We start from the raw sequence: 26,151 nt of genomic DNA, 5'->3' as shown, positions 1-26,151 counted from the left end.
GAAAATTTTGAAAAGGGGGAACTCTTTTGTCTGATCGTGCATCGTTACCGTCCGCTCCAACGCCTTCTGCATCGCGCCCCAGAATCTGGCTGATGGACGAAATCCGCGGATTTGCCGTCTTTTGTATGGTATTTTATCATGCCTTTTACACGCTTGCATTCTTGTTCGAGGTTCCGATCGCCATGACGCTGCTGCGGTTTTTCCGTCCGTTGGAACCGTTTTTCGGCGGGGCATTTATTTTTATTTCCGGAATCTGCTCTCAGCTTTCCCGCTCCAATCTTAAGCGCGGCATAAAACTGGTCCCGATCGCGGTGGCCATTACGCTGGTGACTGCCTGGATTGCGCCGGATTCTATCATTATTTTCGGCGTCATTCATTTCTTTGCTGCCAGTATGATTCTTTTTAGCCTGTTAAAGCCGTTGTTTGACCGCATCCCGACCATATGGGGACTCATCGGCTGTGTTCTCCTCTATCTCATGACCATGTCGATTCAAAAGGGCATTTTCGCTTTTGCAGTTCATTTGCCCGCTTCACTCTATCAGACCGACTGGCTCTGTCCTTTTGGCATTTATTCGCCGACATTTGTTTCTGCGGACTATTTCCCCTTGTTTCCCTGGCTGTTTGTGTTCCTGTTTGGAACGTTTCTCGGCCGATTTGCCGCTGCCGGACAATTTCCGAAGTTTACGTACCAAAGCCGGGTTCCTTTTTTCTCCTGGCTCGGACGCCACGCACTGATCATTTATGTCGTGCATCAACCGATTATTTACGGCATTGCAGAGTTACTCTCGCTCATTTTTAAAAAATAAGCCGGATTTTTCGCAAAAAATCCGGAGAATTCATAAAATTTTATAGAAATGCTCGCGATTTCGATGTAAAATAAAAAGATAAGGCGATTCCAATCCATCGTTTTGCAGCCACATGGATTTTGGCTTTGCGATTCCGATCCAAAAGCATCAAAACAGCAGGGGCTTCGCCGCACGATGGGAAACAAATAAAGGAGGTCGAGCCCTGATGCTCCCCAAAGTCAAAAAGCTGCTGGCAATCTGTTTTGCCGTATTCCTGGTGGTTGCCTGTGTCGTTCCGGTGTCCGCCGCAACAAAGTCCTATGAAATTGAAAACGCACACCTGAACATTGAAATTCCGGACAACTTCTATGCGTTTACGCCGGAAACCAGCATTTTCGATGAAAGCTGGATGCTGATCGGTGTTACAGATCCCACCTCGAAATTAAAGGAATACAAGGAGATGGGCACGCTTGTTCATCTGGCAACCGCAGGCGGAAAGGAAAATATCCTGATTTCTACCAAAACATCTTCTTATACAAAAGAAATCTTTTCCTTTGTCGGTGCGGATGAAGAGACCTTCCGCACCTTTATGGACGACATGATCTCTGCGCAGGACGAAAACGAAAATCTGACTGCAACCGCAGAGCGTTACAATGACGCCGCTTACCCATTTGTCCGCGTGGAATTTCTGCTGGATTCTGACAGCGACTATTTGAGCGAGGTCTGCTACGTCACAGTAATCAACGGATCCTCCTACAGTTTCGACATGTATTCCGCCGGCAAAAAGCTCGGAGAAGACGAAGAAGCGATTTTGCGCGAGATTGTCAACAGCGCAGAATTTACACAGATTCTCGATAATACACCGGTTGATTATACCCCGAAGCAGATCTTCCTTGCCCTTTTGCCGCTGATTATGCTCATTCTGGCTATAATTGCGCTGATTGTCGGATTTGCAATCCGCCGGAAACAGCAAAAAAAGAAACGGGCTGATCTGGCCGCACGCCTTTCTGAGTATCGGATTCAAAAGAAAAAGGAAGCAGAAGAGAATCCGGATGCCCCGGAACCGGAAGAACGCTTCCGGAATTCCACCATTCACTCGGATCAGGCGCTGCACACATTCAGCTACTTCCACTCCTACTGGAAAAACCCGCTTACGATTCCGGTTTTTGCACTCTGCGGACTTGCCGCAATTTGGCTCGCGATTACCTCCACGATGGGCGACAGCATTATTTTCCGTCTGCTCTTCGCTGCTGCTGGAATTTACCTGATCGTGCATATCTTTACGATACCGGGAACGATCTACAAATCGCTGTTCCGGACGTATAAAAAGATGCCGAACCGGATTGCGGTGTTTTCTTTCCGGGATGAAGATTTCCGACTTTCCGGATTGCAGGCAAGCGGTGTTTTCCCGTATTTCCAGATTACAACCGCCTATGAAACAAAAAAGTACTTTTATCTGTATTTTGGACGCGAAAACGCGTATTTCGTCGCGAAAGACAACTTCAAGGTCGGGGATGCCAAAGCCTTCCGCGCCTTCCTGAAAGAAAAGCTTGGAAAAAATTTCAAACGCCGTACGTTCTGAACCAAATTTTCTCCTGTCGGGTAATCCGGCAGGGCCCGTATCACAAAGGAGATGATGACTGTGCATACAGCGAAACGTCTCGCTGCCATTCTGCTTTGCCTTGCTTTGCTTGCTGCGCTTTTTTCCGGCTGCAAATCGAAAGAAAAGCCATCCAGCGAGGACGAAACCACGAATTATCCGGTAACGATCGGGGACTTGACGCTCAGCGAAAAACCGGAACGTGTTGTTGTTCTTTCTGAAAATCTTGCCGATATCATTTTGGCGCTGGGATATGAAGCTTCCTTAAAAGGCAAAAGCCCCGAATGCACGCAAAGTGAGCTTTCGATTCTTCCGGAGGTATCCCTTTCTGACCTTAAGACATTAAAGGATCTGGAGCCGGATCTGGTGCTGGTCGATACAGAACCGGAAAATGCAGAAGAACTTGCCCTGCAAGGCATTCCGGTCGCAGTGGTTCCGCCTGCAACCGGCCGAAGCGATTTTGAACGGGAATACTCCGATGTCGGTTCTTTGCTGAACGGAAAAATTGACGGCGCGGCCTTCGCGGTCAAGCGCGCACAGGATATCTTCCTGGCAATTGACGACATCACCCGAATGGCGCCCTCCTCCAACATCGTGATTACAGCCTGTTATCTCTACGATATGGACGGAACCGCCGCAACGGGCAACACGCTTGCCGGGGCACTAATTTCGGCAACCGGCGCCACAAACGCCTTTGAGAACACCGAACAGGGCGATACCACCTTGGCTGCGCTAAAACTTTCCAATCCGAATTATATCTTTTGCCCAACCGGTTTAAAGGAGCAAATTTTGGCTTCTGAAGAATTGTCCGGTTTGAGCGCTGTAGAAAACGGCCTGGTCTACGAAATGGATCCCACTTATATGATTCGGCAAGGCAGAACGGTGCTGCAGGCTGTCAACTTTATGTCCGGTGTTCTTTATCCGGAGCTTTTGGACAATGCAGCCTCCGACCCTGCCTCTTCTGCGCCTTCCTCCGGAGATGGTGAAAACGGCGATTCCTCTGCCATAGAGCCCAGCTCCAACTCCAGCGATCCGGATTCCTCCAGTGAGCCGTCCTCCAGCAGTTCCTCGGACGCCAGTACGACTTCCGGATCTTCCGATTCGGATTTAAAAGTAGGGGCTAAAGGCGATGATGTTCTGAAACTGCAAAAGCGCCTTGCTGAACTTGGTTATTTTGTATTAGAGCCCACCGGAGAGTTCGGCGAGGGCACGGAACAGGCCCTGATGAACTTCCAGCTGTACAACGGTCTGCTTGCCACCGGTGTTGCAAACGCCGAAACGATCAAAACGCTGTATTCTTCCAGTGCTATTCCTGCTGATCAAACCGGCAGTAACGAGGCTTAAAAGTCTTCTATAAAAACCCAAAAGGCATCCGTTTCGTATACGGATGCCTTTTTGATATGCGGAAACATTTTTGCGGATTGCCCTTTTGAACAGCTGGATTTCTGTTGGTCGTACTTTCCAATTTTAGAAAACTTTTTTTGGCTGGCCTTGCTCTTTTCATCTCATTTTTTTCGCAGCAGCGCAGCCCTCTTTTGCACCCGTATTGCACCAAACGACGCCTTGGCCGGTCCTTATTATATAAAGTCTTCGGGAAATACTCTTCTGGGCCTTTGTATGGCAACCATAAAACGAGGCGCTGTAAGTTAGTTTTCTCAAAAGAAGGACGCTATGCAGCAAAAGACCGCTAAACGTCCCTTTCAGCAAATCCAAATGCCGATTTTTTGTATTGCCGCATTTTATTTCTTGGATTTCAAAAGAGTCCGCGAAATCAGGATATTCTCCATCAAGCTGTTATGGAGACTGTGCAGCTTTTTTGATGGAATCTGTCCGTCTATGGGTTTACAGTTTCCGCACCAAAACATCTCCCTTCCCTACATAGGCCAAAACAGGCCATAAAAATGCACCTCCTGCTTTTCGGCAGAAAGTGCATTTTTTACTGCAAGTTTTGATTTTAGGGCCGGTCGTTACGCGCCGACGTTGACATCGTTTTCCATATCCTTTGCGTTGCTGAGGAGCGATTCCAGAGTAGTCTTTTTGACGACACCGTCTACCGCGCCGTTTACAACCGCCAGATAGGTACGGTCAGATTCTTTGCTCTCATAGAATTCCACCACATCCGCTTCGCCGCTGTCATAGTAACGGTAAGTCAGCGTCAGATACGGTTTGCCTTCCGGCTCTTCTTCTGTCGCATCAAAAAGCTGTACGCCGATCGCAACCTGATAGAATTTCCGGAATGTATCAATCGTCAAATCCTGACCAGCCGTTCCTTTTACCGTCAAAATGTAGCTGGGATCGTCTTCTGTGGATTTTTCCTCGTCCAACGTCCGGCTCAGCGTAAACGTATGCGATACATCCGCGGTTTTGATTTCGACCTTTTCCACATTGTCAATATACGGAAGTAGCAGGAACACGCTCCGCAAATTATGGAGCGTGACATCTGCCCAGCCGGAGGCCGTCGCATTGTCCACAACATAAACGACTTGTACATCGTCGACCATTACGTATGTGCCTGCATCGGTACGGTTTCCAGTCCGCAACGTGTGATGTTCCGTATCGTTGGCCGTAAATTCCAACACGCAAACCGGATTCTCAAAGCCGTATTCCTTCAGAACCGCTTCATCCGGATAAACCGCCGCAACAGAACTCGCAGAGAGCGATTCCAGAGACGTAGTGATTTTTCCGACGTTTTCATCATTACAGCCGAGCTCTCTCGGCTTTTTGATGAGATATGTGCTCATTATTGTGGAATCCGGCTCGTTGACGATTTCAATCGGTTCTGCAAAATTTGCACCGCTGAATTTCAGCGTATTGAAGACATTGGTTGCCGCTGTACCAGCTGCTGCTTCTTCCTCCGTTTGCGGCGCCGTGATCGAAAGGATCGTCGTATCAACCAGCTCCAGCTTTTTCTTTAGAAGGTTTGTCCCCAGCGTCGAGACATAAAGATTGTCCGAATCTGCTGTTTTGATATAGTATCCGCCGTTCGGCGTTTCGTCGCCAACATCATAGGCAAACGTGCTTCCGTCCGTAAAGGTCACTTTTACGGAAATCTGCGGATTGTCAAGGCCATATTCCGCTTTGTTTTCTAATGCGCCGAGATCTTTGGTCGCAGTCAGGGAATGCCCAAAAGACGCAACGGATTTCAGTGCGCTTGTTTTCAGCGAAATAGTTTCCAAACCCTTGATGGTAAAGACCGGTTCGTCGCCATCCGATGCTTCCTGCGGCAACAGCGTGTAGGAACCGTCCGCGTCATCTCGGAATGAAATTTCCATAGAGGCAACATCCGCCGCTTCCTTGGAGACCAAACTGATGGTATCGGCCGATGCGTTGGAGGATTCCTCCTCTGCTGCGCCACGGTTCGGGTCTGTCAGAACCAGAACCAACACCGCTGCTCCGAGCACCAGAACGACTGCTAAAATAATCAAAAGATATTTTATGGACTTCTTCATGCCTTACAGGTGCCTCCTCTTCAGAAACACGACAACACCCGCAACCAAAATCGCGATCGGGATCAGCAGGGTAAAGACGCCGATTCCCAGGAACAGCCGCGTAGAGGTCGGAACCGTGACATCCAGCGTGGTGGTTTCCACCTTGTTCGTATAGACGCCAATGCTGCTGTCCGTTGTTCCCGTGGTGTACCGCGCAAGATCCACAAGATATACTGCGTTGCCGAACGTATTGCTGGAGAGATACGAATCCAACATCATCATCGAGCTACCGAATGCCACAACGCTCTTGTGATAATATTCGCCGTTGACCTTTACCTGCTTGGTTGCAAGCGCAGCCGTATTATAAGACTGCTTGGTTGCAGTTTCCGAAATATCCTCTTCGCTGGTAGCGTCCTGAATATAAGAGGTATCGGAAGAAGTGGCCAGCGCATAGGTGACGACGCTGTTGTTCGATTTGAAAATCGTATTGACCGGACGGCTCTGCGGCGTGACAAAATATTTGTAGCTATCCTCGCCACCCAGATCCACTTCATCGGTCAGCGACGAAATAAAGAACGTCGAATCTGCCGCGATCATATTGTTTTTGTCACTCTCGCGGATGACTTCTGTCGGAACCTCTAAGCCCCACTCCTCAAGGAATGCGGAAAGGTTCGGCAGATCAATCTGGGAAGGATGGAAGGTCACCCAGAGAGACCGGTTGCCCTCGGTGTTATCGTCTAGGAAGGCATCCAGCTTTGCAAGCTCTTCCGCCGTATAATCGGTGCTCGGCGTCGGGAGCATCACAATCTGCGTATCTTCCGGAACTTCCTCTGTCATCGGATCAAAGGTTTTAATTTCGAACTGATTGTTCTCCATCAGCGTCTTGAACGAGGACAGACCGTTTGCAAGCATTTCAGAATGGCTTCCGGCTGCAATCGAAACGACCGGGACATTTTCTGCCGTTACCTGCATGAGCGCCGATGCCAGTGCGCTGTCGACCTGCATATAGTACGTCGCCGCGCCGGTTGTCTGATCCTGCGTGTAGGAATAGAGGTCCGTAATGCCCAGCACCCGGATTCTACGCTCATTTTCGACCAACACGGAACCGGTCGTCAGCGTATAGTTTGCGTACTTGGAATCCGATGCAAAGGTCGGATTCAAATCCAGATCCACATATTTAACGGTAATATTGGAGTTTGCTTCCTGCATTTTTTCTGCAAGCACCGAAACCTGGCTGTACTGCAGACCATAGCTGGAAAGCAACGTATCATTTTTCGCAGCTTCTTCGCCCGCCAAAATGTAAATCGTGGTTGGAATATCTACTTTTTCTGCAGCTTCCAAAGCGTCGTCTGAAAGCGAGAAAATCTTATTCGTAGTCATGTCGATCTGCATGGAGGGGAACCGTGTTTCCAAAATCGAAAACACAACATTGAGCAGAACCACAATCACAATAAAGCCGATGCTGGCCGCTGTTGCCAGCCCGCCGCGTTTAAACCGCGTGCTCTTAAAGAAATTCCCGGTATGTTTTTTGCTCTTTTCTGCTTTTTTCTCTGTTTTGGATTCCTGCGGCTCTTCTGCAGCAGCTGTCTGCGCTGCATCCGTCTCCGGCGTTTCTGCCGCGGCAGCCGGAATCTCTTCCTCACTGGGAATCAGATTTTTATTCTTCTCAGACATGTTTTATCCTCCCTTAACTCCATCTTCTGCTTTCGAGTTTGCGGGCCGTAAGGAAAATAAAGATCGCCGCCACACTCAAAAAGAACACTGCATTGGAAATGCTGAACAGGCCTTGCGTGAACAGGGAGTACCGGGTATTAAAGGAGATCCAGGTCACGACCTTGGAGAGGAACGCACTGCCGGTCGCACCGCCGAGCGAATCAATGATCATTAGAAAAATCGCCACTGCAAATGTACCGATTGCCGCAATGATCTGACTGACCGTCAGGCTGGAAATAAACACGCCGATTGCAATCATCGCCGCGCCGTAAAGCAACGAAGCAAGGAAGTTTCCAAAAATAATGCCCCAGTTCGGATCGGCAATGAAGGTCATTATGATGCAGGGAATCAGGCTGCCGATCATGATGATTGCATAAACTGCGAAGGAAGCCAGAAATTTGCCCATCACAATCGCGGTTACGCTGACCGGCGCCGTCAAAAGCGCCTGATCCGTCTTGTTTTTGCGGTCTTCACTCATGCTGCGCATGGTGATGATCGGGATTACCATCATGCACCAGGTGAACATCACGCCGTACACAGAAGAAATGTACGAAGTCGAGCCGGACATCAGCACCTGGAAGTAAAAATATCCGAAAAACGCCAAAATCAGCGCTACACAGACATAGCCGATGGGGGAAGAAAAATAGGATTTTAAGTCACGTTTTGCAATAGCCAGCATTATTCTTTCCCGCCTTTCTCTTTTTTGCTGCCGATATAGGATTCCGCATCACCGCTTGTCAGGCGCAGGAACACCTCTTCCAGCGTCAGGTCTGTGTTCCGCAGACTCAGCAGCGGCCAGCCCTTCCGCGCCAAAAGCGCAAACAGATTTCTGCGGACATCATGGTCTTCGTCCGTTTCAATGGAGAACTCGAAGACACCTTTTTCTTTTTCACCATAGCAGAGAACCTCTTTGACGTTCTCCATTGCGATCAATGCGTGCTCCACTTCTTTTTCCGGTCCGTCGATCCGCGCGATCAAGCGGAAATCCGTGGAAAGGTTATGTGCCAGCGTATCGGTGTTCCCGTCCGCAACCAGCTTTCCGCGGTTGATGACGATGACTCGTTCGCAGACTGCCTGTACTTCCGGAAGAATATGCGAGCTGAGAATGACTGTGTGGTTCCGTCCGAGACTTTTGATCAGGTTGCGGATTTCAATAATCTGTTTCGGATCCAAACCAACCGTCGGTTCGTCCAGAATCAGCACCGGCGGATTTCCAATCAGCGCCTGTGCAATGCCGACACGCTGTTTATAGCCCTTCGACAGGTTTGCAATCAGACGATTGTACACGTTATCGATTTTGGTCAACCGGCAAATTTCATCCAGGTGCTTATCCTTCGGAAGCGTCGTCTTCTTGAGATCATACATGAAGCTCAGGTACTCTTTGACCGTCATATCCATGTACAGCGGCGGCAGTTCCGGCAGATATCCGATCAACTTTTTGACCTCATTCGGATTATCCAACGTATTGTATCCGCCAACAGTGACAACGCCTTCGCTGGCAGACAAATACCCCGTAATAATATTCATTGTGGTCGTTTTTCCCGCGCCGTTTGGTCCCAAAAAGCCGAGAATGTTTCCTTCCTCTACCGAGAAGCTGATATTATCCAAAGCGATATTGGAACCATAGCGCTTTGTGAGGTTTTTAACCTCTATCATCTCGATCCCTCCTATGTCTTATTTTTTATTTTTAAATGCACCGAAACATTCAAATTGTAGCGCATTTAAGGGTTCAATGCAAGTATTTTGCTATAAAAAGGGCAGAAACCATCCGTTTTCTTTTCCTAAAATGCATAAAACGGGCAAAATTCAACTCTCTTTTTCATAGTATATCGCCCTTTTGTGAATACCACGTGAAGGTCTTCAAAAGTTTTCCCTTTCCAGATGCCTTCTTGACGGAATCCGGATTCCTGTTTACAATAGAAACCGTAATCCCGGCATTTTCCATCTTGCCGGCAACCTTACGTCGAACGGAGTGATCATTTTGGCAGAAATCAAGCCCTTCCGCGCACTGCGGTTCACGGAACAGGCAGGGCCGATTGAAAAGTTGACCTGTCCGCCCTATGACATCATCAGCCCGGAGCAGCGCCGGCAGTATTTGGAGACCAATCCCTATAACATTGTCCGGCTGGAACTTCCGGTCGGAGAGCACCCTTATGAGGAAGCCGGGGAAACCCTAAAAAAGTGGGAAGAATCCGGCATTCTCAAACAGGACACCGCGCCTGCTTTGTACATCTATGAGGAAACTTTTACCGCATACGGACAGAAAAAAAGCTTTAAAGGCTTCATCTGCCGCGTGAAAGCAGAAGACTTCTCAAAGGGCGTCGTGCTGCCGCACGAAAATACACTTAGCAAGGCAAAGGCCGACCGCTTTGAACTGATGAAGGCAACCGGCTGCAATTTCAGTCAAATTTATTCGCTTTATATGGATGATGAACACACGACACTCTCGCGGATCGAACGCCTCTCACAGGGCACACCCAACGTGGAAATGGATGACGGAGAGGTTCTTCACCGGCTTTGGATTGTCAACGATCCTGTGGCAATTGCAGCAATCTGTGAGGATTTTAAAGACCGAAAGCTTTATATCGCAGACGGTCATCACCGCTATGAAACAGCCCTGAATTTCCGGAATTACTGCCATGAAAACGGCCTCTACCAGGAAACCGGAGACTGTGATTATGTCATGATGATGCTCGTGGATATGCAACACGACGGACTGGTTGTCTTTCCGACGCACAGGCTGATCCACAACCTGCCGAACTTTGACAAAGAGGCGCTTCTGAGCAGCTGCCGGGAACACTTTGAAGTTCATGAAATGCCGCGGCTTTCTGAACTTTCCGCCTCGCTCGACGCACTCTTCCGGCAAGGCAAAAAAGCCTTTGCTTTCTACTGCGGCGGAGACTCCTGGACGCTTCTTGTCCTGCGCGACCTATCCATCATGGATCAGGTGCTCTCAGAAGAATGCCCTGCAGTACGCACACTTGACGTTTCGGTTCTGCATACGCTTATCCTCGAGCGCGCGTTCGGGATCGACAAAGAAAACATGGCAAACCAGAAAAATCTCTCTTACACCCGTTCGTTCGACGAGGCGATCCAGGCCGTGCAATCCGGAAACGCACAGGCGGCCTTTTTCCTCAATCCGACACGGATCAGCGAAATTCGGGATGTCGCCGCTGCCGGTGGAAAGATGCCGCAGAAATCGACCTATTTCTATCCAAAACTGATCACCGGACTGGTTATGAATCAAATGAACGAAACTGCTGAATAAACACTTCTTAAAGCTGCCCCGCTTTGACGAGGCAGCTTGTTTTTAAAATAGCCACCTGTGTCTTGGCATCCGGAATTTCATTGCGGAGCACCATCTCCACCGCCGTCTCCAGCGGTACGTACTCAGTCTCCAAGAACTCCCCTTCATCCAGCTTTAACGCTCCATATTGGGAAATCCGGCACGCCCAGATCCGGATAATTTCATCTGTATAACCCGGAGAAGGATACATCTCACCCAAGAACTGATACGCTTCAGCCCGAGTTCCTGTTTCCTCCAGCTGCTCGCGCTTGACGGCCTCAAATGGATCCTCACCCGGCTCCAGTTTTCCGGCCGGAATCTCCAGAACCACCTTCGAATACGGATACCGGAACTGGCGTACAAAAACCATCTCGTTTTTCTCGTTGAGCGCTGCAACACAAACACCGCCCGGATGCTCGACGACCTCGCGCGTTACCTGACGCCCGTTTTCGAGTTCCGCGTCATCCCGGCGCAGATTTAAAATTTTTCCCCGATAAAGATAATTTTTTTGCAGCGTCTTTTCTGTCAGCTTCATGCAAAACGCCTCCCAAAGCAAAACGGTACGATACCAGGAACTCCTGTGATCGTACCTTTTATTATAGCTGTTTTCTGCCCGCCGCTCAACACTTTTCCAAGAAGAAGATGCTCATATCCTGTCCTTTTTTCGCATAGGATAAAGCAAACAAAGCGATTGCGGAGGACATAAGATGGAAGATACGGAATATACCTACCAAAAACTCTGTGAAGACGTTTTAACCCTGCAAAAACGCTTTCCGTTTTTGCAGGTTGACTCGATTGGAAGCAGCTTATGCGGCCGGACGCTCTATCGTCTGGGGATCGGCTCCGGAAGGGACGCGGTTCTATTTGCCGGTGCATTTCACGGAATGGAACGAATTACCTCTGCCCTGCTCATGCGGTTTTTCTGCGCGCTTGCAGAAGCAGTTCAGACTAACGGCGCCCTGCAGGGCGTCCCCGTCCGGCAGCTGCTTGCGAAACGGCATCTCTGCCTTTTGCCCTCCATCAATCCGGACGGCGCGGAGATTTCCATTTTCGGGGCATATCGGGCCGGCGAATATGCTGCTTTTGTACGGGAACACGCAAATGGAAACCTGTCCTGCTGGCAGGCAAATGCCCGCGGCGTGGATCTTAACCACAATTTTGGCGCAGGCTGGACGATCTTACGAAAGTTGGAAATCCAAGAAGGGTACTGCGCGCCTGGGCCAACCCGATTTGGCGGATACGCACCGGAAAGCGAACCGGAAACCTTTTCGCTTACACAGCTCTGCCGGAAAGAACCTTTTCTTTATGTGCTGGCTTTTCATACACAGGGGGAAGAAATTTACTATCGCTACGGAGACCAGACACCGCCCTATGCGCGGAAAATGGCCAAAATTCTTTCAGAAACTTCTGGATACGCTATTTCCGAGCCGGAAGGGATCGCTTCTATGGGCGGATTTAAGGACTGGTTTATCCAAACATTTCAGCGGCCGGGCTTCACCATCGAGGCAGGTCTTGGAAAGAACCCGCTTCCGCCGTCCGATCTGCCGGCGCTTTATCAGCGTCTGGAGCCGATGCTGGTCGCGGCGCTGGAATTACCGATTCCAGTCTCTTCTGTATCATAAGTCCCGCCTTTTTCTCAAAATTGCCCTGTTGCATGAATGCGCCGATTATGGTAAAGTAAAGAAAACGCTTTTTCCATTTGGATCAAGGAAAGGATGATGCATCGTGATCGCTCATCATGCAAACAGGAACTTGAAATTGTTTTACACCGGCATTGTACTGCTGACGTTTTGTCTGCTTTTTTCCGGATGTCAGCTGATTTCTTCCGGAACTTCTTCCTCCGAAACATCCAGTGATTCGGCTTATTCGGAGGTCTCTGGGGATCCCGCTTCGGAAGCTGCGTCTCAAGAACCGGAATCTTCCGAGGTCGTTTCGGAGCCTGCAGAGCCGGAGCATTCCAGCAACGAGGATCCTTCTATTCCGGAGGAACCGGAGGATTCCTCTTCATCCGAAAGCCTGCTTCCGCCCGCTGACACAGAGAATGCGGCGTTCAACGAAAAATTCTCGACCAATGCCATTGACGCCGCCTACGCGGAAGAAATCGACGTCGCCACTTCTATTTCTGAAATGGTCCGCATCTGCGGTGAATACACAGATCTTTGGAGCAAAGAAGTTGATAATGCGTATATGCACCTCCTTGCTGCATCGGATGAAGAACACTATTCCGATTACAAAGCCGATCAGGAAAGCTGGGTTTCCGAAAAAGACGGAAAAATTGCAGAAATCACCGCCGCAGCACAGGAGCAAGGCGGCAGCATGGCACTTTTAAACGGTTCCAGTCAGGTCATGAATTTTTATCGGGCGCGTGCCATGTACCTGTACGAGGAATTGTATCAGTATGATCCAGAGTTCTCGTTTGCGTTCCAGGCAAACGGCTGATTCATCGCGTTCTCTCTATAAACATATGAAAAAGGATACGCCTTTTGGCGTATCCTTTTTGTTTCTCGTTCTTTTCTTTTTTGGTATGTAGCAGAAATGGACAAGGCGGTTTTGTTTTCCACCAGCCTCTGCTTCTTTTGTTGAAAACACGACCGAGAGGACGATCGCATTTGCGCGAATAACGATTTATCCTTCTTCCCAGCGATAACGCTTCATATCCACATGGAATGCATCCCGAAATCTAATGCCTTCTCGTTCCAACAAAAGCGCCTGCTCCGGCCATCCCGGTACCAGTCGGCCATCCTGTGCCACCACGCGATGACAGGGATACTCCCCATAATACGCTGCGTTCCGCAAAACCCTTCCTACGAGCCGTGCGTTTTTCTCCCGCCCGATTAACTTGGCAATCTGTCCGTAGCTTGCAACTCTGCCCTCTGGGATTTCTTCCACAACAGCCAGAATTTCATAGGCCAAATCCTCATCCATCCGCTGTCTCTGCTCCTTTCTTTCCCGTCACGGTGCCGCTTTGATCCCGATCAGGAGAATCCAACGATGATCAAATCCAATTTTCTCATCTTTGCAATAAGGGTAAAAGCCGGTCTTCTGCCCGCCTTGCAGTTCTTCCTGCAACCGGCGGGTAATCTCTTTCTGGATATCGGACGGCGTTTGCGTCAAGTCCAGCCAATTCTGCAGCACGACCGGCATTTTTGTCATCTCACAAGTGGGGATTGTCATTCCATAATACGCGTACATCTCCTGCATTTCCGCCAGGCTTAGGTTTCGGACATGTGAGGGAGCCCGCATCTGTTCCAGCTCATCCTCAACCGCCCGTAAAGGTTCCTCTGCCGCTTCCATATCAATCATAACCAGTTTTCCGCCCGGTTTTAAAACCCGAACTATTTCAGCAAACGGCTTTCCACGGTTGGGAAAATGATGAAACGCCAAGCGCGAGAGCACAATTTCAAAACTGCAATCCGGAAACGGCAATGCTTCCGCATTCCCCATCACATCGGTGATATTTTACAGTCCCGCTTTTTCCGCTTCCTTTTTTCCGGTTTTCAGCATTTGCGGTGTTAAATCCAGACAGGTTACCGCTTGTACAAATGGGGAAATCGCTCGCCCGCAGGCACAGGTTCCCGCTGCAACCTCCAATACGGTATCGGTTTTCGAAGGCGCGATCCGCGAAACAGCCTTCTCCAAATACGGTTGATGCAAAAAATTCATCTTTGTACTTTCGAAATTCTCCGCCTGCTTGGAAAATGACTCCTGAATCTTCGCATCATTTTCAAATCGCATATTTGTCCCCTCTTTCTTTTACGTTTCAAAATACCGCCGTCTGCGAATCAGGGCCGTACAGTTGAAACACATTGACGTTTTTTAAAGTTCCTGCTATCATAATATCACGATTTATGTTTTTTGTATAATAAAGCAAAAAGATATTTTTATCAATAGCTTTGCAACAAGCAAAATGGGTTGGAGTGAGGTTTTATGAAAAAAGGTATATATTGGTTCGGAGTGTTTATGTTAATCCTTTTGGGTGCTTTTTTTTGGTTTGGAATGGTGTGATCATATTAAACGGGTTTTCTTCCGAAAAATATCCTGTTAAGGGAATCGATGTTTCATCGTATCAGGGAGAAATTAATTGGGAAGAGCTGTCAAGAGAAAACATATCATTCGTTTTTATAAAAGCCACCGAGGGAAGCTCGCTTGTTGATAATCGATTTGTTTATAATTTTGAAAATGCGCAAAAGACGCACCTTGCTGTTGGCGCATATCATTTTTTTAGCTATGATAGCCTGGGGGAAACGCAGGCTCAAAACTTTATTGATACAGTAAAACCTTTTAAAGGTATGCTTCCGCCTGTTATCGACCTTGAGTTCTACGGTGATAAAGAAAAAAATCCGCCGAAGCGGGAAGATGCCCAAAGAGAGCTTAATATAATGCTTAAAATACTCGAAGATCATTACGGTCAAAAGCCGATAATTTATGCTACGGAAAGATCCTATGAGCTTTATTTATCAGGTGATTACGAAGAATATGATATCTGGATCAGAAATGTTATTACAAGACCAAAACTTTTGGATAACAGAAAGTGGGTTTTCTGGCAGTATACAAACCGAGAAAGATTAAAAGGTTATAATGGGGATGAGAAATATATTGATATGAATGTTTTTAATGGATCTGAATGTGATTTTTATGTTTGGCTAGAGGATAGGGCAATTGATACTAGGTATTAATATAGAAAGATTTATATTGCTTTAAGGTTAATCTCCTGTTATATAACAAGAGATTAACCTTTTTGTTTATAAATAAAATTAAATAGATCTATGCGAATCGTTTTTCTATAAGGAGTAGAGTAAAATATGATTTCTAGAATAATTGCAATATAAAATGTTATATTACTGAATATTAACACTGGGCAGAAAGTCTGTTCTATCGTATATATATTTAACATAATGTTGATTGAAGGTGTTAAAATTAACAGTAAAAGCACGGTTATACAATAACCGTGCTTTTTATTTCCGTTACTAATTCAGTAAATTTAATTGTGCGTGTTTATAAAGTCCTCATTTTTTCATGTAGTTTTTAAGGTGGATGCAATATAAGGCACGAGTTCTCCAGAGGATAGTTCTACGTCCATAGATATCGTTCCGTGTACCGCATAAGGAATATCTTCACGGTAACACATTATATCAATATATTCTTTGCCATTATAGGTGTAGTTCCCTTTTCTCAATAAAAGTCTTCCATATTTACCTTTTAAGAAACTGTATTCCCACTCGGCATCTTCCACTACTGTTTCTGGCTTCTTAGGGAATTTACCGTTAAAGTAACTTTCATATTCTTCTTTGATATTTTCACTGTTTCCAGGATTATAATTATAGATAGACAAAGTATGCGGTATAGTTTCAAGAGCAGAATCCAAAACATCAAAATCCGATAAGTCAATTGAATTACTGTCATATATCTCAAAAACAAATCCTGATGTACTATAGGGAATCCATCCTTTTGGTAATTTGGCTTCTATGTCGATATAACCATCTGTACCTTTTATCGTTACTGTTTGCATAGGTACATGAGGTTTGTCGACCTTTTCGCTTTCCTGACATGATGTCATACACATTAAAGTGATAACAACTAATATCATGATTAATATTCTTTTGCATCTCATAACACAGCCTCCTTTTTAACGCTTCTTATATTTCCTATGCTGCTGCGAATGGCTTTTTTTATCCTCTTGTTCTTTCCAGAAAAGCACAAGAGAAAGAACGATACCAAATCCTAAAATCACCGGCCACAGCTTCTCAAATCCTCTCCAATAGCTTCCGATAGAAAAGCGCAGCGGTAAAACTCTGATGGCAAGGTAATAAATGAGCATAACGATCATAAGAAGCCAACCTTTTTCAGCTGAAAACAGATTGTTCTTCTTTACCACACTTCTTCCCCAAAGAATAGCAAATACGAAAGGAGCAACAACTGTTATACCCAGCAGATAGACATAGATCAGATAGTTTATCAAAGCATCATTTGCTTCATCAAACAGATACACAAGCGATTGCACCGAAATAATACCGAGCACATAGAGAAAATAAGGCAGCAATATACGCATAACCTTTGAGAAAGGCAGAGTTTTAGTGATTTTTATAAATGCTAAAATCAGGAGGGCAAGAATACCTGCACAGACAAAAGGCGTTGCAAAATACATCTCTTTTCCGTCTTTAAAAAACCAAGCAACACGAAGGTTTATTCCGTTTACCGTATAAAGTTTGACATTGCCGTTTATATCAATATCAGCTTCTTTTACAAATCCTTCCGAAAGACTCATTCGGGAAAATTCCTGCGTGATACCTTGCGGCATCTGAGTGAATTTTCCGTTCAATAAAACATATTCATCCGACGAAAAAGCAACCGTATATTCTCTTCCTGCAGGAAATACCGTTGTTATGTTTTCGGCATCATAATCATAAGTAATATCTATACCGCTGTTTGTTTCACAGAAAATCTCTTCTGGTTTTTCGTTATAGCGAGGAGAGCCGTCAGGATTTACAATAATCGTTTCATGCCTTATAAGGGGCGAAGCTTTTGCGATAAGTGTATCGTTTGAATCGTAAACTTGTATACTCACTAACCCGTCGGCAGATAATATAAGTTCATCATATTCGACTGCGCTGTTTTCTTTACAACCGACAAGAAGTAAAAGAAAAAACAGTGTGGATAAAAAGTAAAGAAGTTTTTTCATTGTTCTTTCCTCCTATTTTTCTTTTATCTTACAAAAACATTCTGTTATTATCGTAAAATCGTCAAGCTTGGGGGAGGCATCATGGATTCAGAAAGTTTCATCAACTCTGTAAACTTAAATCAGGCGTCCGAGTTCCCTTATTTGGTTCTCGATGTCACCAACGACCACAGCGATCCGAGAAATCCGGACTTTCGGGTCATGCACTGGCACGAAGATCTGCAATCTATTTATGTCCTGGACGGCACCGTTCAGATCAAAACATTGGAGTCGACCTTTTCGGCGCAAAAGGGTGATGGCTTTTTTCTCAACCGAAATACGGTTCATTTGGTGACGCGCATTGGGGCATGCCAATATAAAAGCTTTTTGTTTCCGGAATATTTTTTAAAATTCTATTTGGGAAGCCCAACAAATGCACTGGTAGAAGATCTTGCCGGAAAAAGAACCCTGCCGGTTTCTCTGCTTTCTCAGCAAACCGCAAAACATCAACCAGCGCTGGAACAACTGAAGCGCCTTTCCGAACTGACTCCGGATTCATCCGTATTTTACTATTACGAGGTTTTGACGCTTCTTTGTACCCTGTGGCTTGCATTTCGCAAAAGTATTTCCTTTTCGGCAGAAAAAGGAGATCCCATTCTTTCCGGTAGAATGAAACTTTTTTGCAATATATTGAAACACATTACGGAGAACCCGTTTCCCTGGAAGTACTGTCCCGCAGCGCAAATATCAGCAAATCAGAATGTCTGCGCTGTTTTAAAGCCGCGCTGCAAACGACACCCTATCAGTATCTTACGGGATACCGCCTTTCAAAAGCAGCAGCGTTACTGGAAAATACCGATCTTCCGATTACGCAGGTCGCAGACCGCGTCGGTTTTTCACAGCTCAGTCACTTTGGAAAACAATTTAAGGAAAAAACCGGTATTACGCCCAGCCAATATAGAAAAAAATCGTGCGGCAGCTGTTTCTGACGCACGATTTTCGTTTTTCAACTGTTGCTCGTAGTCTGCTGCAAGTTTCGCTTATTTCGCAACCACTTTTTTCAGATGGGCAAAGCGCGGCATACCGTTCTCGTACTTCATCTGCGGAACGCCCTGAATCAGCGGCAATGCATAGTCGATGAACGCATCCGTGATGCCGTTTCCATCTGCATTGATCATCTCATCCGGAACTTTCTTTTCTGTGTTTGCAACGTCAGAAAGATCCATCAGTTTGATTTCGCATACATAGTTGCCGTTTTCATCCTTGCTGCGTGCAAAACCAACCATCTTGTCGGTAATGCCCGAAACTGCGCACTCTACGGCAGCCTTACCGGAACGGAAGGATTCCTGTACGTCTGTTTCAGATGCGCAATGTGCAGCGCAGCGCTGCATCAGAGAAAGCTCGATTGCACGTACTTTTGCGTCAAATTTGCCTTTGATGATATTGGCGAGCGTTGCAGCCAAGCCGCCAAGCTGTTTGTGGCCGAAGGAATCAACTGCAGCATCTGCGGCGCCATACTCGACAATAAACTTGCCGTCTTTATCATGGATGCCTTCCGAAACTGCAATGATGCACTTCTTGTTGGCGTCATAAACGCGCTTGACATCTGCAAGGAACTTGTCCATATCGAAGTCGCGTTCCGGCAGGTAAACCAGATCCGGCCCCTGTCCAAAATGCGTTGCAATGGAAGCAGCAGCCGTCAACCATCCAGCATGACGTCCCATGCATTCGATGATGCAGATCATGCCGGTATCATAAACGCGCGCGTCGTGGTAGATTTCCATGCAGCTTGTCGCGATGAATTTTGCAGCAGAAGCAAATCCCGGGCAGTGATCGGTGCCCCAAAGGTCATTGTCGATCGTCTTCGGCACACCCATGATACGGCACTCATAACCGGCTTTCTGCATATACTTGGAAATTTTATTGCAAGTATCCATCGAGTCGTTGCCGCCGTTATAGAAGAAATAACGGACATCATATTTTTTGAAGATTTCCAGAATGCGCTTGTAGTCGGTATCATCCACTTCGCTGTCCTTGAGCTTATAGCGGCAAGAACCCAGCGCAGAAGACGGCGTATGCAGGAGCAGTTCCAGCTCTGCCGGATCTTCCTGACCCATATCATACAGAACATCGTCAAGTACTCCGCGGATACCATGCGCCGCACCGTATACTTTCGTAATGTTCGGGTTTTCCAGAGCGGTTTTGATGACGCCGTATGCACTTGCGTTGATGACCGAAGTCGGGCCGCCGGACTGACCGATGATGCATGCACCTTTCAGTTGTTCTGCCATAGAAATGACCTCCTTAAAATATCGTTTTGGGGATTCAGAATGATAAAAATAAAAAAAGCGGAAAGCGGGGCAACCATTCCTGTCACCGGCGCGTCCGCCTTTTTGATTTTATTGTCGCGAACGCCCAACACACGGAACGTTCTTGTTTGCGCCGCTACGCAAGTTTTTCATAAAAAACACCTGCGGTGCGCAGCTGCCCACCGCAGGTGTGGTGGACACAAGGGGACTCGAACCCATGACCTCTCGCGTGTGAGGCGAGCGCTCTAACCAGCTGAGCTATGCGTCCCTGTAAAAGAGGAAAATCATCATTGCGTCCGGACAAATCGGCTTGTCCGGACGCAATTCAGAAGTGGTGACCCGGACGAGATTCGAACTCGTGAACCCGCCGTGAAAGGGCGGTGTCTTAACCACTTGACGACCGGGCCATTGGTAGCGGCAAATGGACTTGAACCATCGACACTTCGGGTATGAACCGAATGCTCTAGCCAACTGAGCTATGCCGCCATATCATGCTCCGTATTTATGCGGAGCAGTGATTATTATAGTACATAACCATGGTGTTTGTCAATCCCTAATTCAAAAAAAGTTCTATAAAACAAGATTTTTTCTCATGGCTCTCTTTGCAACTCATTTTGAATTTGTTTTTCGCAAACACAATTCCGATTTTTTACTCAACCGGAGAAAGAATAGTTCGGTGCTTCCTTCGTGATCTGAATATCGTGCGGATGGCTTTCCTTCAGGCCGGCACCTGTAATCCGGACGAACTGAGCTTTTTCGTGCAGTTCTCCAATCGTCGCACACCCTGTGTAACCCATTCCGGAGCGCAATCCGCCGACAATCTGATACACCGTATCCGACAGCGGTCCCTTGTACGGAACGCGTCCTTCAACGCCTTCCGGCACCAGTTTCCTGGCATCTTCCTGGAAATACCGGTCTTTGCCGCCCTTATTCATCGCGCCCAGGCTACCCATGCCCCTGTACACTTTAAACTGACGGCCTTGGTACAGCTCATAATCTCCCGGAGATTCCTTGCATCCTGCGACCATCGAACCGACCATAATCGCACTTGCGCCTGCTGCCAACGCCTTTACAACATCGCCGGAATATTTAATTCCGCCGTCCGCAATGACCGGAATGCCATATTTCGCGGCAACACATGCCGCATCATAAATTGCCGTAATCTGCGGGACACCGATTCCGGCCACCACGCGCGTTGTGCAGATAGAGCCCGGGCCGATTCCCACCTTAATGCAATCTGCGCCAGCATCAATCAATGCCTCCGCAGCAGTAGCCGTCGCAATATTTCCCGCAATCAACTGCAACGACGGATAGGCCTTCTTGACCTTTTTGACCGTCTCCACGACGTGGCTGTTGTGGCCGTGCGCAGAATCGAGTGTTACCACGTCGACCTGCGATTCCACAAGTGCCGCAACACGGTCCAAAACATCATCTGTTGCACCGATTGCCGCGCCGCAAAGCAGACGTCCGTCTCCGTCTCTCGCAGAGTTTGGATACTGTACCGCCTTTTCGATATCCTTAATGGTAATGAGGCCCTTCAAATTACCGTGTGCGTCGACAATCGGAAGCTTTTCAATCCGATGCTTGCGGAGAATCTCCTGTGCTTCTTTGAGTGTTGTGCCAACCGGCGCCGTCACAAGATTTTCTTTTGTCATGACCGCATAAATCGGCTGGGCATAATCCTGCTCCGACATAAAACGCATGTCGCGGTTGGTGATAATTCCAACCAGTTTTCCGTTTTCGCAGATCGGAACGCCGGAAATTTTGTAGCGCGCCATAATATCTTCTGCATCCTGAACCAGATGCGTCGGAGAAAGAAAGAACGGATTGACAATGACCCCATTTTCAGAACGTTTTACACGGTCGACCTGATCGGACTGCTTTTCAATCGACATGTTTTTGTGAATAATTCCAACGCCGCCTTCTCTGGCAATTGCAATTGCCATGGCAGACTCTGTTACGGTATCCATTGCAGCGGTCAGGATCGGCGTATTCAGACGAAGCGTCTTTGTCAAATTGGTTGAGATATCCACACTTTTCGGCAAAACATTTGATTCCGCCGGAATCAACAGCACATCGTCAAAGGTCAGTCCTTCTTTTACAAACTTGTCCGCATAATTTGTATTCAGCATCGTTCCATTCTCCTTTACCGCCGCAATTTTGTATCAGCAAAACAGGGTATTTCTATTATTTTACCATGAATCGCAGGAGCGTTCAAGATTATTTTTCTTTTCGGATAACATCCATACCCATATATTTCCGCAAAACTTCCGGAATGGTAATGCTGCCGTCCGCATTCTGATACTGCTCGGTAATTGCCGGAATCAGACGGCTGGTTGCCAAGCCGGAAGCGTTCAGGGTATGCACCAAATGCAGCTTCTTGTCTTCACCGCGGTATTTCATGTTGCCGCGCCGTGCCTGGTAATCGCGTGCATTGGATGCGGAGCTAACTTCTTTATAAATGCCCATACTCGGGATCCAAACCTCAATGTCATATGTTCTGGCCATTGAGAACGAGCAATCCCCTGCTGCAAGTTTGCTGAGCTGATAATGCAATCCCAGCTTCTGTACCAGCGTTTCGGCTTTGCGCACCAGCTCCGCAAAGGCCTCATCGGAATGCTCCGGCGTGGTGTACTGCACCATTTCGACCTTATTAAACTGATGTCCACGGATCATTCCGCGCTCTTCCGCGCGATAGCTTCCCGCTTCACGGCGATAGCAGGGGGTATACGCAATGTACTTTTTGGGCAGCTCATCCAAAGTCAGAACTTCATCGCGATGGAGGTTGACCAGCGCGGTTTCTGCTGTCGGCAACAGGAATTTGCGGTCTGAAGAGTTGGAATTTTCAATCCAATAGACTTCATCTGCAAATTTTGGGAATTGTCCTGCCACATATCCGCAGTCATAACCGAGCATATGCGGCACCAAGAGCAACTCATACCCGTCTGCCAAATGTTCTTCAATAAAGAAATTGAGCAATGCCCATTCCAAACGCGCACCGAGTCCGCGATAAATCCAAGATCCGGATCCGGCCAGCTTTGCGCCGCGTTTATAGTCAATCAGACCCAGACTCTCGCAAAGATCCACATGGTTTTTCGGTTCAAAATCAAAAACCGGTTTTTCTTTGAACTGGTGTAGAACACGATTGTTCTCTTTTCCGCCAGCACAGACATCTTCGTCGGGCAGGTTGGGCAGCGCAAGCAGCAATTCATGCTGTTTTGCTTCCAACGCGGAAAGATCTTCGTCCGCCTTTTTAATTTCGGCAGAAAGCGCCTTCATTTCTGCCATAACCGCAGAAACATCGCCGCCTTCCTTCTTGATTTGCGGAATTTTCTTTGTCGCAGCATTTTGCTCCGCCTTCATTTTTTCCACTTTTCCGGTTTCTTCTCTGCGTTTTGCATCGATTCCCAAAATCTCATCAATGACAGAGCTGAGGCCTTCTACCTTTTTTTCGATAGCTACTTTTACAAAATCCGGATTTGTGCGAATCAATTTAATATCGATCATGTTTCCCACTCCTTAAATTCATCTTTCCGCAATTTCGCGGAAAGTCTCATTCTTTTCCAAAATTTTTGAGCAGATCCTGCAAATCTTCTTCCCCATAAAATTCAATTTGCAAGACACCTTTTTTCGCAGTTCCTGTTACCGTTACACGGCGGCCGAGCTGCTCTTTCAGGGCAAGTTCTGCCTCTTCAAAATATCGACTGCGTTGAGATCGCGGTTTTTCCTTTTTGGGCGCTGCCGCACGTTTTGCCATGGCTTCCAAATCCCGAACCGTCATCCCGCGCTCTGCAGCCTGCTTCGCGGCCTCTATAATTTCTTCTTCGTTTTCAAATGCAAGCAGCGTCCGTGCGTGACCGGCAGTCAAAATACCTGCGGAAACCATATCGCGGACTTCTTCCGGCAAACCCAACAACCGAAGCGCATTGGTCACTGCCGGGCGCGATTTTCCGACCGCCTTTGCGACCTCTTCCTGTGTCATTCCGTAGGTATCAATCAGTAACTGATAGCCTTCTGCCTCTTCCAGCGGCGTTAAATCTTCTCGCTGTAGATTTTCTACCAGTGCAAGTTCCGCCATTTCATGATCCGACATTTCCCGGATAACTGCCGGAACTTCCGTAAGGCCTGCAATTCTGGCCGCACGCCATCTGCGTTCTCCGGCGACAAGCTGGTATCCGCCATCCAAAAGCGGCCGCACCAAAAGTGGCTGCAACACACCATGCTGCGCAATCGATTCGGCAAGATCCTGCAATGCTTCCTCGCTGAACTCTTTTCTTGGCTGATCGCGGTTCGGCTCAATATCTCGAATTTGCAATGTAACCGAATGGTTGCGGTCCTCCATATCATTTTCTGCAAAAATTGCATCTAGGCCCTTTCCAAGCCCTCTTTTCTTCATGAATTCGTCCCTTTCCTATTTTTAGATCTGTATTTCGAATGTTATCTGCGATTTTGTTTCAGAACTTCGTCTGCAAGCGCCAAATAGGAGGCGGCTCCTTTTGAAGAACGATCAAAATAGAAGATCGGACTTCCAAAACTTGGAGCCTCTGACAAACGGACAGTCCGCGGAATAACCGTTGAGAATACTTTTTTAGGAAAATACTTTTTTACCTCATGCACGACCTGTTGTGTCAAATTCAATCTGCCGTCATACATGGTGAGCAAGACGCCTTCCACATCTAACAGTGCATTGTATTGCCGTTTGACACGGCGTACAGTATTCATCAGCTGTGACAGGCCCTCCAGTGCATAATACTCGCACTGAATCGGAACCAGCAACGTATCCGCAGCGCAAAGTGCATTTGTCGTGATCAGTCCCAGAGACGGCGGACAGTCAATAAACAAATAGTCATACTGTTCCCGCAGCGGCGCCAACGTGTTTTTCAGAATTGCTTCTCTTTTTTCGATTCCAACCAGCTCAATTTCTGCTGCCGCAAGATCCATACCAGCCGGAATAACACTCAAATTTTGATATTCCGTCTGCACAATCGCATCTTTTGCCGAAATTTCGCCGATTAACACTTCATAGGTCGTTTTTTTCTTTCCTCTGCGATCAATTCCCACGCCGCTTGTAGCATTCCCCTGCGGGTCAATGTCCACCAAAAGCACCTTTTTTCCCCGAAGTCCAATTGCAGCCGCTAAGTTAACTGCGGTTGTCGTTTTGCCAACGCCGCCTTTTTGATTCGCAATCGCAATTATTTTTCCCATATTACAAAACATGCGGAGTTGTATCAGTTTACAAGTCTCCGCAACCCTCCTTGCGGCTTTTTCCGGACTACAGAACTCTTTTTTTAATGATCAAAGCACTTCTGCTACGGTAATTCTTATTATATCACCTTTTCCAATATAGTGGAAGCTTAAAATTATTTGTTTCACGTGAAACAAATAATTTTTTGACAGGCAAAAAAACGCGGAAAAGTTTATCTGTTAAAAAAGAATTTTCAAATTGACACTCAATTAAAACAACCTAAAATTTATAAAAAGACTGGAAGCAAAATCACTCTGCTCCCAGCTTTTTCTTTGTATTATACGGATTTTAGCAATGAAAGGCGTTTTGTACCTTCTGCCTTTTGAATTCGGATCCGATATTCAATACATGTCTCCGTCTCCTGACGTTCAGCTACGGCGTCAATTCCCGCATTTTTCATTGTGTCCACGGCATGGTCAATGGTGTTCATGAAAATTCGAATATCTTTCGCGACAAATAGTCGTCGTTTCGGCAGCTTTTTCACGACTGGATGTACATTCAGCATATCTTCTACCATTGCTTCTGTTTGTGCAACCGTCATTTCTTTCTCAATTATACGATTTAAAGCAGCATTCCGTTGATCGCTATTTTTTATACGCAACAACGCACGTGCATGCCGCTCACTGAGTCCGTTTTTCGCAATTTTTGTTTGTTCTTCCGCAGTTAGCTGTAAGAGCCGAAGTTTATTGGCCAGTGTCGATTGACTTTTTCCAAGTCGGTGCGCCGCTTCTTCCTGTGTAATATTCCATTCTTCTATGAATCGTTTTAGCGCTTCTGCTTCTTCAAACACGCCCAAATCTTTGCGTTGCAAATTTTCGATTAATGCGTAAGTTGCAGACTGCCGATCATCACAGGCAGCCAAAATGCAGGCAATTACCTGACATCCAGCCAATTTACTTGCACGCAATCTGCGTTCTCCAGCAATCAATTCATATTCGGACCCTTTTTTACGAACCGTAATCGGCTGCAAAAGTCCATTTTCACGAATGCTGTCTGCTAATTCTTGCAACTCCATCTCCGAAAAATACTTTCTGGGTTGTGAGGGGTTTGCATGTATTTTTTCAATTGGAATTCGGTAAATTCGATTTTTATCCTGCAGCATAAAAATAGTCCTCCCTTAAATGGCAAAA

General features: G+C 47.0%; 22 protein-coding genes, 3 tRNA genes and 2 pseudogenes. 9 read left to right on the top strand and 18 right to left on the bottom strand.

What is annotated here, in order from left to right; genetic code table 11:
* Positions 1–26 precede the first annotated feature (26 nt).
* The 3 genes from IAG03_RS08385 to IAG03_RS08375 all read left to right on the top strand — a co-directional run bounded on the left by IAG03_RS08385 (position 27) and on the right by IAG03_RS08375 (position 3,729).
* A complete protein-coding gene (locus IAG03_RS08385; RefSeq protein ID WP_249319664.1) occupies positions 27–806 on the top strand; it encodes a heparan-alpha-glucosaminide N-acetyltransferase in 780 nt (259 codons plus the stop codon).
* 205 nt (positions 807–1,011) lie between these two features.
* Positions 1,012–2,367, top strand: a complete 1,356-nt coding sequence (locus tag IAG03_RS08380; protein ID WP_249319663.1) for a YcxB family protein — start codon at positions 1,012–1,014, stop codon at positions 2,365–2,367.
* Between the two features lie 60 nt (positions 2,368–2,427).
* Complete coding sequence (locus tag IAG03_RS08375) at positions 2,428–3,729, top strand: peptidoglycan-binding protein (RefSeq protein WP_249319662.1); 1,302 nt, start codon at positions 2,428–2,430, stop codon at positions 3,727–3,729.
* Between the two features lie 623 nt (positions 3,730–4,352).
* Here IAG03_RS08375 and IAG03_RS08370 read toward each other — a convergent pair.
* The 4 genes from IAG03_RS08370 to IAG03_RS08355 are packed head-to-tail and all read right to left on the bottom strand — an operon-like array spanning position 4,353 to position 9,182.
* The gene (locus tag IAG03_RS08370) at positions 4,353–5,834 is read right to left on the bottom strand and encodes a DUF4340 domain-containing protein (RefSeq protein WP_249319661.1); all 1,482 of its coding nucleotides are present in this window, start codon (positions 5,832–5,834) and stop codon (positions 4,353–4,355) included.
* A 3-nt stretch (positions 5,835–5,837) separates the two neighbouring features.
* Entirely contained in the window at positions 5,838–7,487 is a 1,650-nt protein-coding gene (locus IAG03_RS08365) for a GldG family protein (RefSeq protein ID WP_249319660.1), read from the bottom strand.
* Between the two features lie 13 nt (positions 7,488–7,500).
* Complete coding sequence (locus IAG03_RS08360) at positions 7,501–8,205, bottom strand: ABC transporter permease (RefSeq protein WP_249319659.1); 705 nt, start codon at positions 8,203–8,205, stop codon at positions 7,501–7,503.
* The gene (locus IAG03_RS08355; protein ID WP_249319658.1) at positions 8,205–9,182 is read right to left on the bottom strand and encodes an ABC transporter ATP-binding protein; all 978 of its coding nucleotides are present in this window, start codon (positions 9,180–9,182) and stop codon (positions 8,205–8,207) included. The genes IAG03_RS08360 and IAG03_RS08355 overlap by 1 nt, the downstream gene beginning before the upstream one ends.
* 325 nt (positions 9,183–9,507) lie before the next feature.
* On the opposite strand from IAG03_RS08355, the gene IAG03_RS08350 reads away from it, so the two are divergent.
* Positions 9,508–10,794 carry a DUF1015 domain-containing protein gene (locus IAG03_RS08350; protein ID WP_249319657.1) on the top strand — a complete coding sequence of 429 codons (1,287 nt, stop codon included), beginning with the start codon at positions 9,508–9,510 and terminating at the stop codon, positions 10,792–10,794.
* Positions 10,795–10,801: 7 nt separating this feature from the next.
* Here the strand turns inward: IAG03_RS08350 and IAG03_RS08345 are convergent, their stop codons facing one another.
* Positions 10,802–11,347: an NUDIX domain-containing protein gene (locus IAG03_RS08345; protein ID WP_249319656.1), complete on the bottom strand. Its 546-nt coding sequence runs from the start codon at positions 11,345–11,347 to the stop codon at positions 10,802–10,804.
* A gap of 172 nt (positions 11,348–11,519) precedes the next feature.
* Here IAG03_RS08345 and IAG03_RS08340 point away from each other — a divergent pair, with 172 nt between their 5' ends.
* A complete protein-coding gene (locus IAG03_RS08340) occupies positions 11,520–12,434 on the top strand; it encodes a M14 family metallopeptidase (RefSeq protein WP_249319655.1) in 915 nt (304 codons plus the stop codon).
* Positions 12,435–12,537: 103 nt separating this feature from the next.
* The gene (locus IAG03_RS08335) at positions 12,538–13,251 is read left to right on the top strand and encodes a lysozyme inhibitor LprI family protein (RefSeq protein ID WP_249319654.1); all 714 of its coding nucleotides are present in this window, start codon (positions 12,538–12,540) and stop codon (positions 13,249–13,251) included.
* Between the two features lie 186 nt (positions 13,252–13,437).
* On the opposite strand, the gene IAG03_RS08330 is transcribed toward IAG03_RS08335, so the two are convergent.
* Together IAG03_RS08330 and IAG03_RS08325 are read right to left on the bottom strand one after the other, a co-directional pair.
* Positions 13,438–13,737, bottom strand: a complete 300-nt coding sequence (locus IAG03_RS08330; RefSeq protein WP_249319653.1) for an MGMT family protein — start codon at positions 13,735–13,737, stop codon at positions 13,438–13,440.
* Between the two features lie 27 nt (positions 13,738–13,764).
* Positions 13,765–14,547: pseudogene (locus tag IAG03_RS08325) on the bottom strand (class I SAM-dependent methyltransferase).
* 251 nt (positions 14,548–14,798) lie between these two features.
* Between IAG03_RS08325 and IAG03_RS08320 the strand changes: the two are divergent.
* Positions 14,799–15,488, top strand: coding sequence for a glycoside hydrolase family 25 protein (locus tag IAG03_RS08320; protein WP_249319652.1), 690 nt, complete (start codon positions 14,799–14,801; stop codon positions 15,486–15,488).
* Between the two features lie 338 nt (positions 15,489–15,826).
* Here the strand turns inward: IAG03_RS08320 and IAG03_RS08315 are convergent, their stop codons facing one another.
* Both IAG03_RS08315 and IAG03_RS08310 read right to left on the bottom strand, forming a co-directional pair.
* Positions 15,827–16,423, bottom strand: a complete 597-nt coding sequence (locus IAG03_RS08315; protein WP_249319651.1) for a hypothetical protein — start codon at positions 16,421–16,423, stop codon at positions 15,827–15,829.
* Positions 16,424–16,438: 15 nt separating this feature from the next.
* The gene (locus tag IAG03_RS08310; RefSeq protein ID WP_249319650.1) at positions 16,439–17,491 is read right to left on the bottom strand and encodes a hypothetical protein; all 1,053 of its coding nucleotides are present in this window, start codon (positions 17,489–17,491) and stop codon (positions 16,439–16,441) included.
* 81 nt (positions 17,492–17,572) lie between these two features.
* Here IAG03_RS08310 and IAG03_RS14550 point away from each other — a divergent pair.
* Both IAG03_RS14550 and IAG03_RS14545 read left to right on the top strand, forming a co-directional pair.
* A pseudogene (locus IAG03_RS14550) lies at positions 17,573–17,947 on the top strand (cupin domain-containing protein); the annotation flags it as partial.
* Positions 17,948–18,147: 200 nt separating this feature from the next.
* Positions 18,148–18,456 carry a helix-turn-helix domain-containing protein gene (locus IAG03_RS14545; protein ID WP_249319648.1) on the top strand — a complete coding sequence of 103 codons (309 nt, stop codon included), beginning with the start codon at positions 18,148–18,150 and terminating at the stop codon, positions 18,454–18,456.
* A gap of 51 nt (positions 18,457–18,507) precedes the next feature.
* On the opposite strand, the gene IAG03_RS08295 is transcribed toward IAG03_RS14545, so the two are convergent.
* The 9 genes from IAG03_RS08295 to IAG03_RS08255 form a co-directional block, all read right to left on the bottom strand.
* On the bottom strand, positions 18,508–19,758 hold the full coding sequence (locus IAG03_RS08295) for a 6-phosphofructokinase (RefSeq protein WP_249319647.1): 1,251 nt from the start codon (positions 19,756–19,758) through the stop codon (positions 18,508–18,510).
* A gap of 209 nt (positions 19,759–19,967) precedes the next feature.
* Positions 19,968–20,044, bottom strand: a tRNA-Val gene (locus tag IAG03_RS08290).
* Between the two features lie 64 nt (positions 20,045–20,108).
* A tRNA-Glu gene (locus tag IAG03_RS08285) sits at positions 20,109–20,183 on the bottom strand.
* A gap of 2 nt (positions 20,184–20,185) precedes the next feature.
* Positions 20,186–20,262: transfer RNA gene (locus IAG03_RS08280), tRNA-Met, on the bottom strand.
* Positions 20,263–20,429: 167 nt separating this feature from the next.
* Positions 20,430–21,908, bottom strand: coding sequence for an IMP dehydrogenase (guaB, locus tag IAG03_RS08275; RefSeq protein WP_249319646.1), 1,479 nt, complete (start codon positions 21,906–21,908; stop codon positions 20,430–20,432).
* Between the two features lie 88 nt (positions 21,909–21,996).
* The gene (gene serS, locus IAG03_RS08270; RefSeq protein WP_249319645.1) at positions 21,997–23,283 is read right to left on the bottom strand and encodes a serine--tRNA ligase; all 1,287 of its coding nucleotides are present in this window, start codon (positions 23,281–23,283) and stop codon (positions 21,997–21,999) included.
* Positions 23,284–23,329: 46 nt separating this feature from the next.
* Positions 23,330–24,172 (bottom strand): ParB/RepB/Spo0J family partition protein, encoded by an 843-nt coding sequence (locus tag IAG03_RS08265; protein ID WP_249319644.1) that lies wholly within the window; start codon positions 24,170–24,172, stop codon positions 23,330–23,332.
* 41 nt (positions 24,173–24,213) lie between these two features.
* Positions 24,214–24,981 (bottom strand): ParA family protein, encoded by a 768-nt coding sequence (locus IAG03_RS08260; RefSeq protein WP_249319643.1) that lies wholly within the window; start codon positions 24,979–24,981, stop codon positions 24,214–24,216.
* Positions 24,982–25,298: 317 nt separating this feature from the next.
* Entirely contained in the window at positions 25,299–26,123 is an 825-nt protein-coding gene (locus tag IAG03_RS08255; protein ID WP_249319642.1) for a ParB/RepB/Spo0J family partition protein, read from the bottom strand.
* Between the last annotated feature and the right edge of the window lie 28 nt (positions 26,124–26,151).

This window comes from Yeguia hominis (assembly GCF_014384705.1).
GTDB lineage: Bacteria > Bacillota > Clostridia > Oscillospirales > Acutalibacteraceae > Yeguia > Yeguia hominis.
Note: the sequence above shows the minus strand (reverse complement) of the source record. Positions and strands in the feature narration are given on the sequence as shown.

Coding starts and splice junctions, on each gene's coding strand:
- IAG03_RS08360 (WP_249319659.1), bottom strand. CDS start 8,205: ATGCTGGCTATTGCAAAACGTGACTTAAAATCCTATTTTTCTTCCCCC.
- IAG03_RS08380 (WP_249319663.1), top strand. CDS start 1,012: ATGCTCCCCAAAGTCAAAAAGCTGCTGGCAATCTGTTTTGCCGTATTC.
- IAG03_RS08345 (WP_249319656.1), bottom strand. CDS start 11,347: ATGAAGCTGACAGAAAAGACGCTGCAAAAAAATTATCTTTATCGGGGA.
- IAG03_RS08340 (WP_249319655.1), top strand. CDS start 11,520: ATGGAAGATACGGAATATACCTACCAAAAACTCTGTGAAGACGTTTTA.
- serS (WP_249319645.1), bottom strand. CDS start 23,283: ATGATCGATATTAAATTGATTCGCACAAATCCGGATTTTGTAAAAGTA.
- IAG03_RS08265 (WP_249319644.1), bottom strand. CDS start 24,172: ATGAAGAAAAGAGGGCTTGGAAAGGGCCTAGATGCAATTTTTGCAGAA.
- IAG03_RS08310 (WP_249319650.1), bottom strand. CDS start 17,491: ATGAAAAAACTTCTTTACTTTTTATCCACACTGTTTTTTCTTTTACTT.
- IAG03_RS08255 (WP_249319642.1), bottom strand. CDS start 26,123: ATGCTGCAGGATAAAAATCGAATTTACCGAATTCCAATTGAAAAAATA.
- IAG03_RS08355 (WP_249319658.1), bottom strand. CDS start 9,182: ATGATAGAGGTTAAAAACCTCACAAAGCGCTATGGTTCCAATATCGCT.
- IAG03_RS08295 (WP_249319647.1), bottom strand. CDS start 19,758: ATGGCAGAACAACTGAAAGGTGCATGCATCATCGGTCAGTCCGGCGGC.
- IAG03_RS08370 (WP_249319661.1), bottom strand. CDS start 5,834: ATGAAGAAGTCCATAAAATATCTTTTGATTATTTTAGCAGTCGTTCTG.
- IAG03_RS08330 (WP_249319653.1), bottom strand. CDS start 13,737: ATGGATGAGGATTTGGCCTATGAAATTCTGGCTGTTGTGGAAGAAATC.
- IAG03_RS08260 (WP_249319643.1), bottom strand. CDS start 24,981: ATGGGAAAAATAATTGCGATTGCGAATCAAAAAGGCGGCGTTGGCAAA.
- IAG03_RS08365 (WP_249319660.1), bottom strand. CDS start 7,487: ATGTCTGAGAAGAATAAAAATCTGATTCCCAGTGAGGAAGAGATTCCG.
- guaB (WP_249319646.1), bottom strand. CDS start 21,908: ATGCTGAATACAAATTATGCGGACAAGTTTGTAAAAGAAGGACTGACC.
- IAG03_RS08315 (WP_249319651.1), bottom strand. CDS start 16,423: ATGAGATGCAAAAGAATATTAATCATGATATTAGTTGTTATCACTTTA.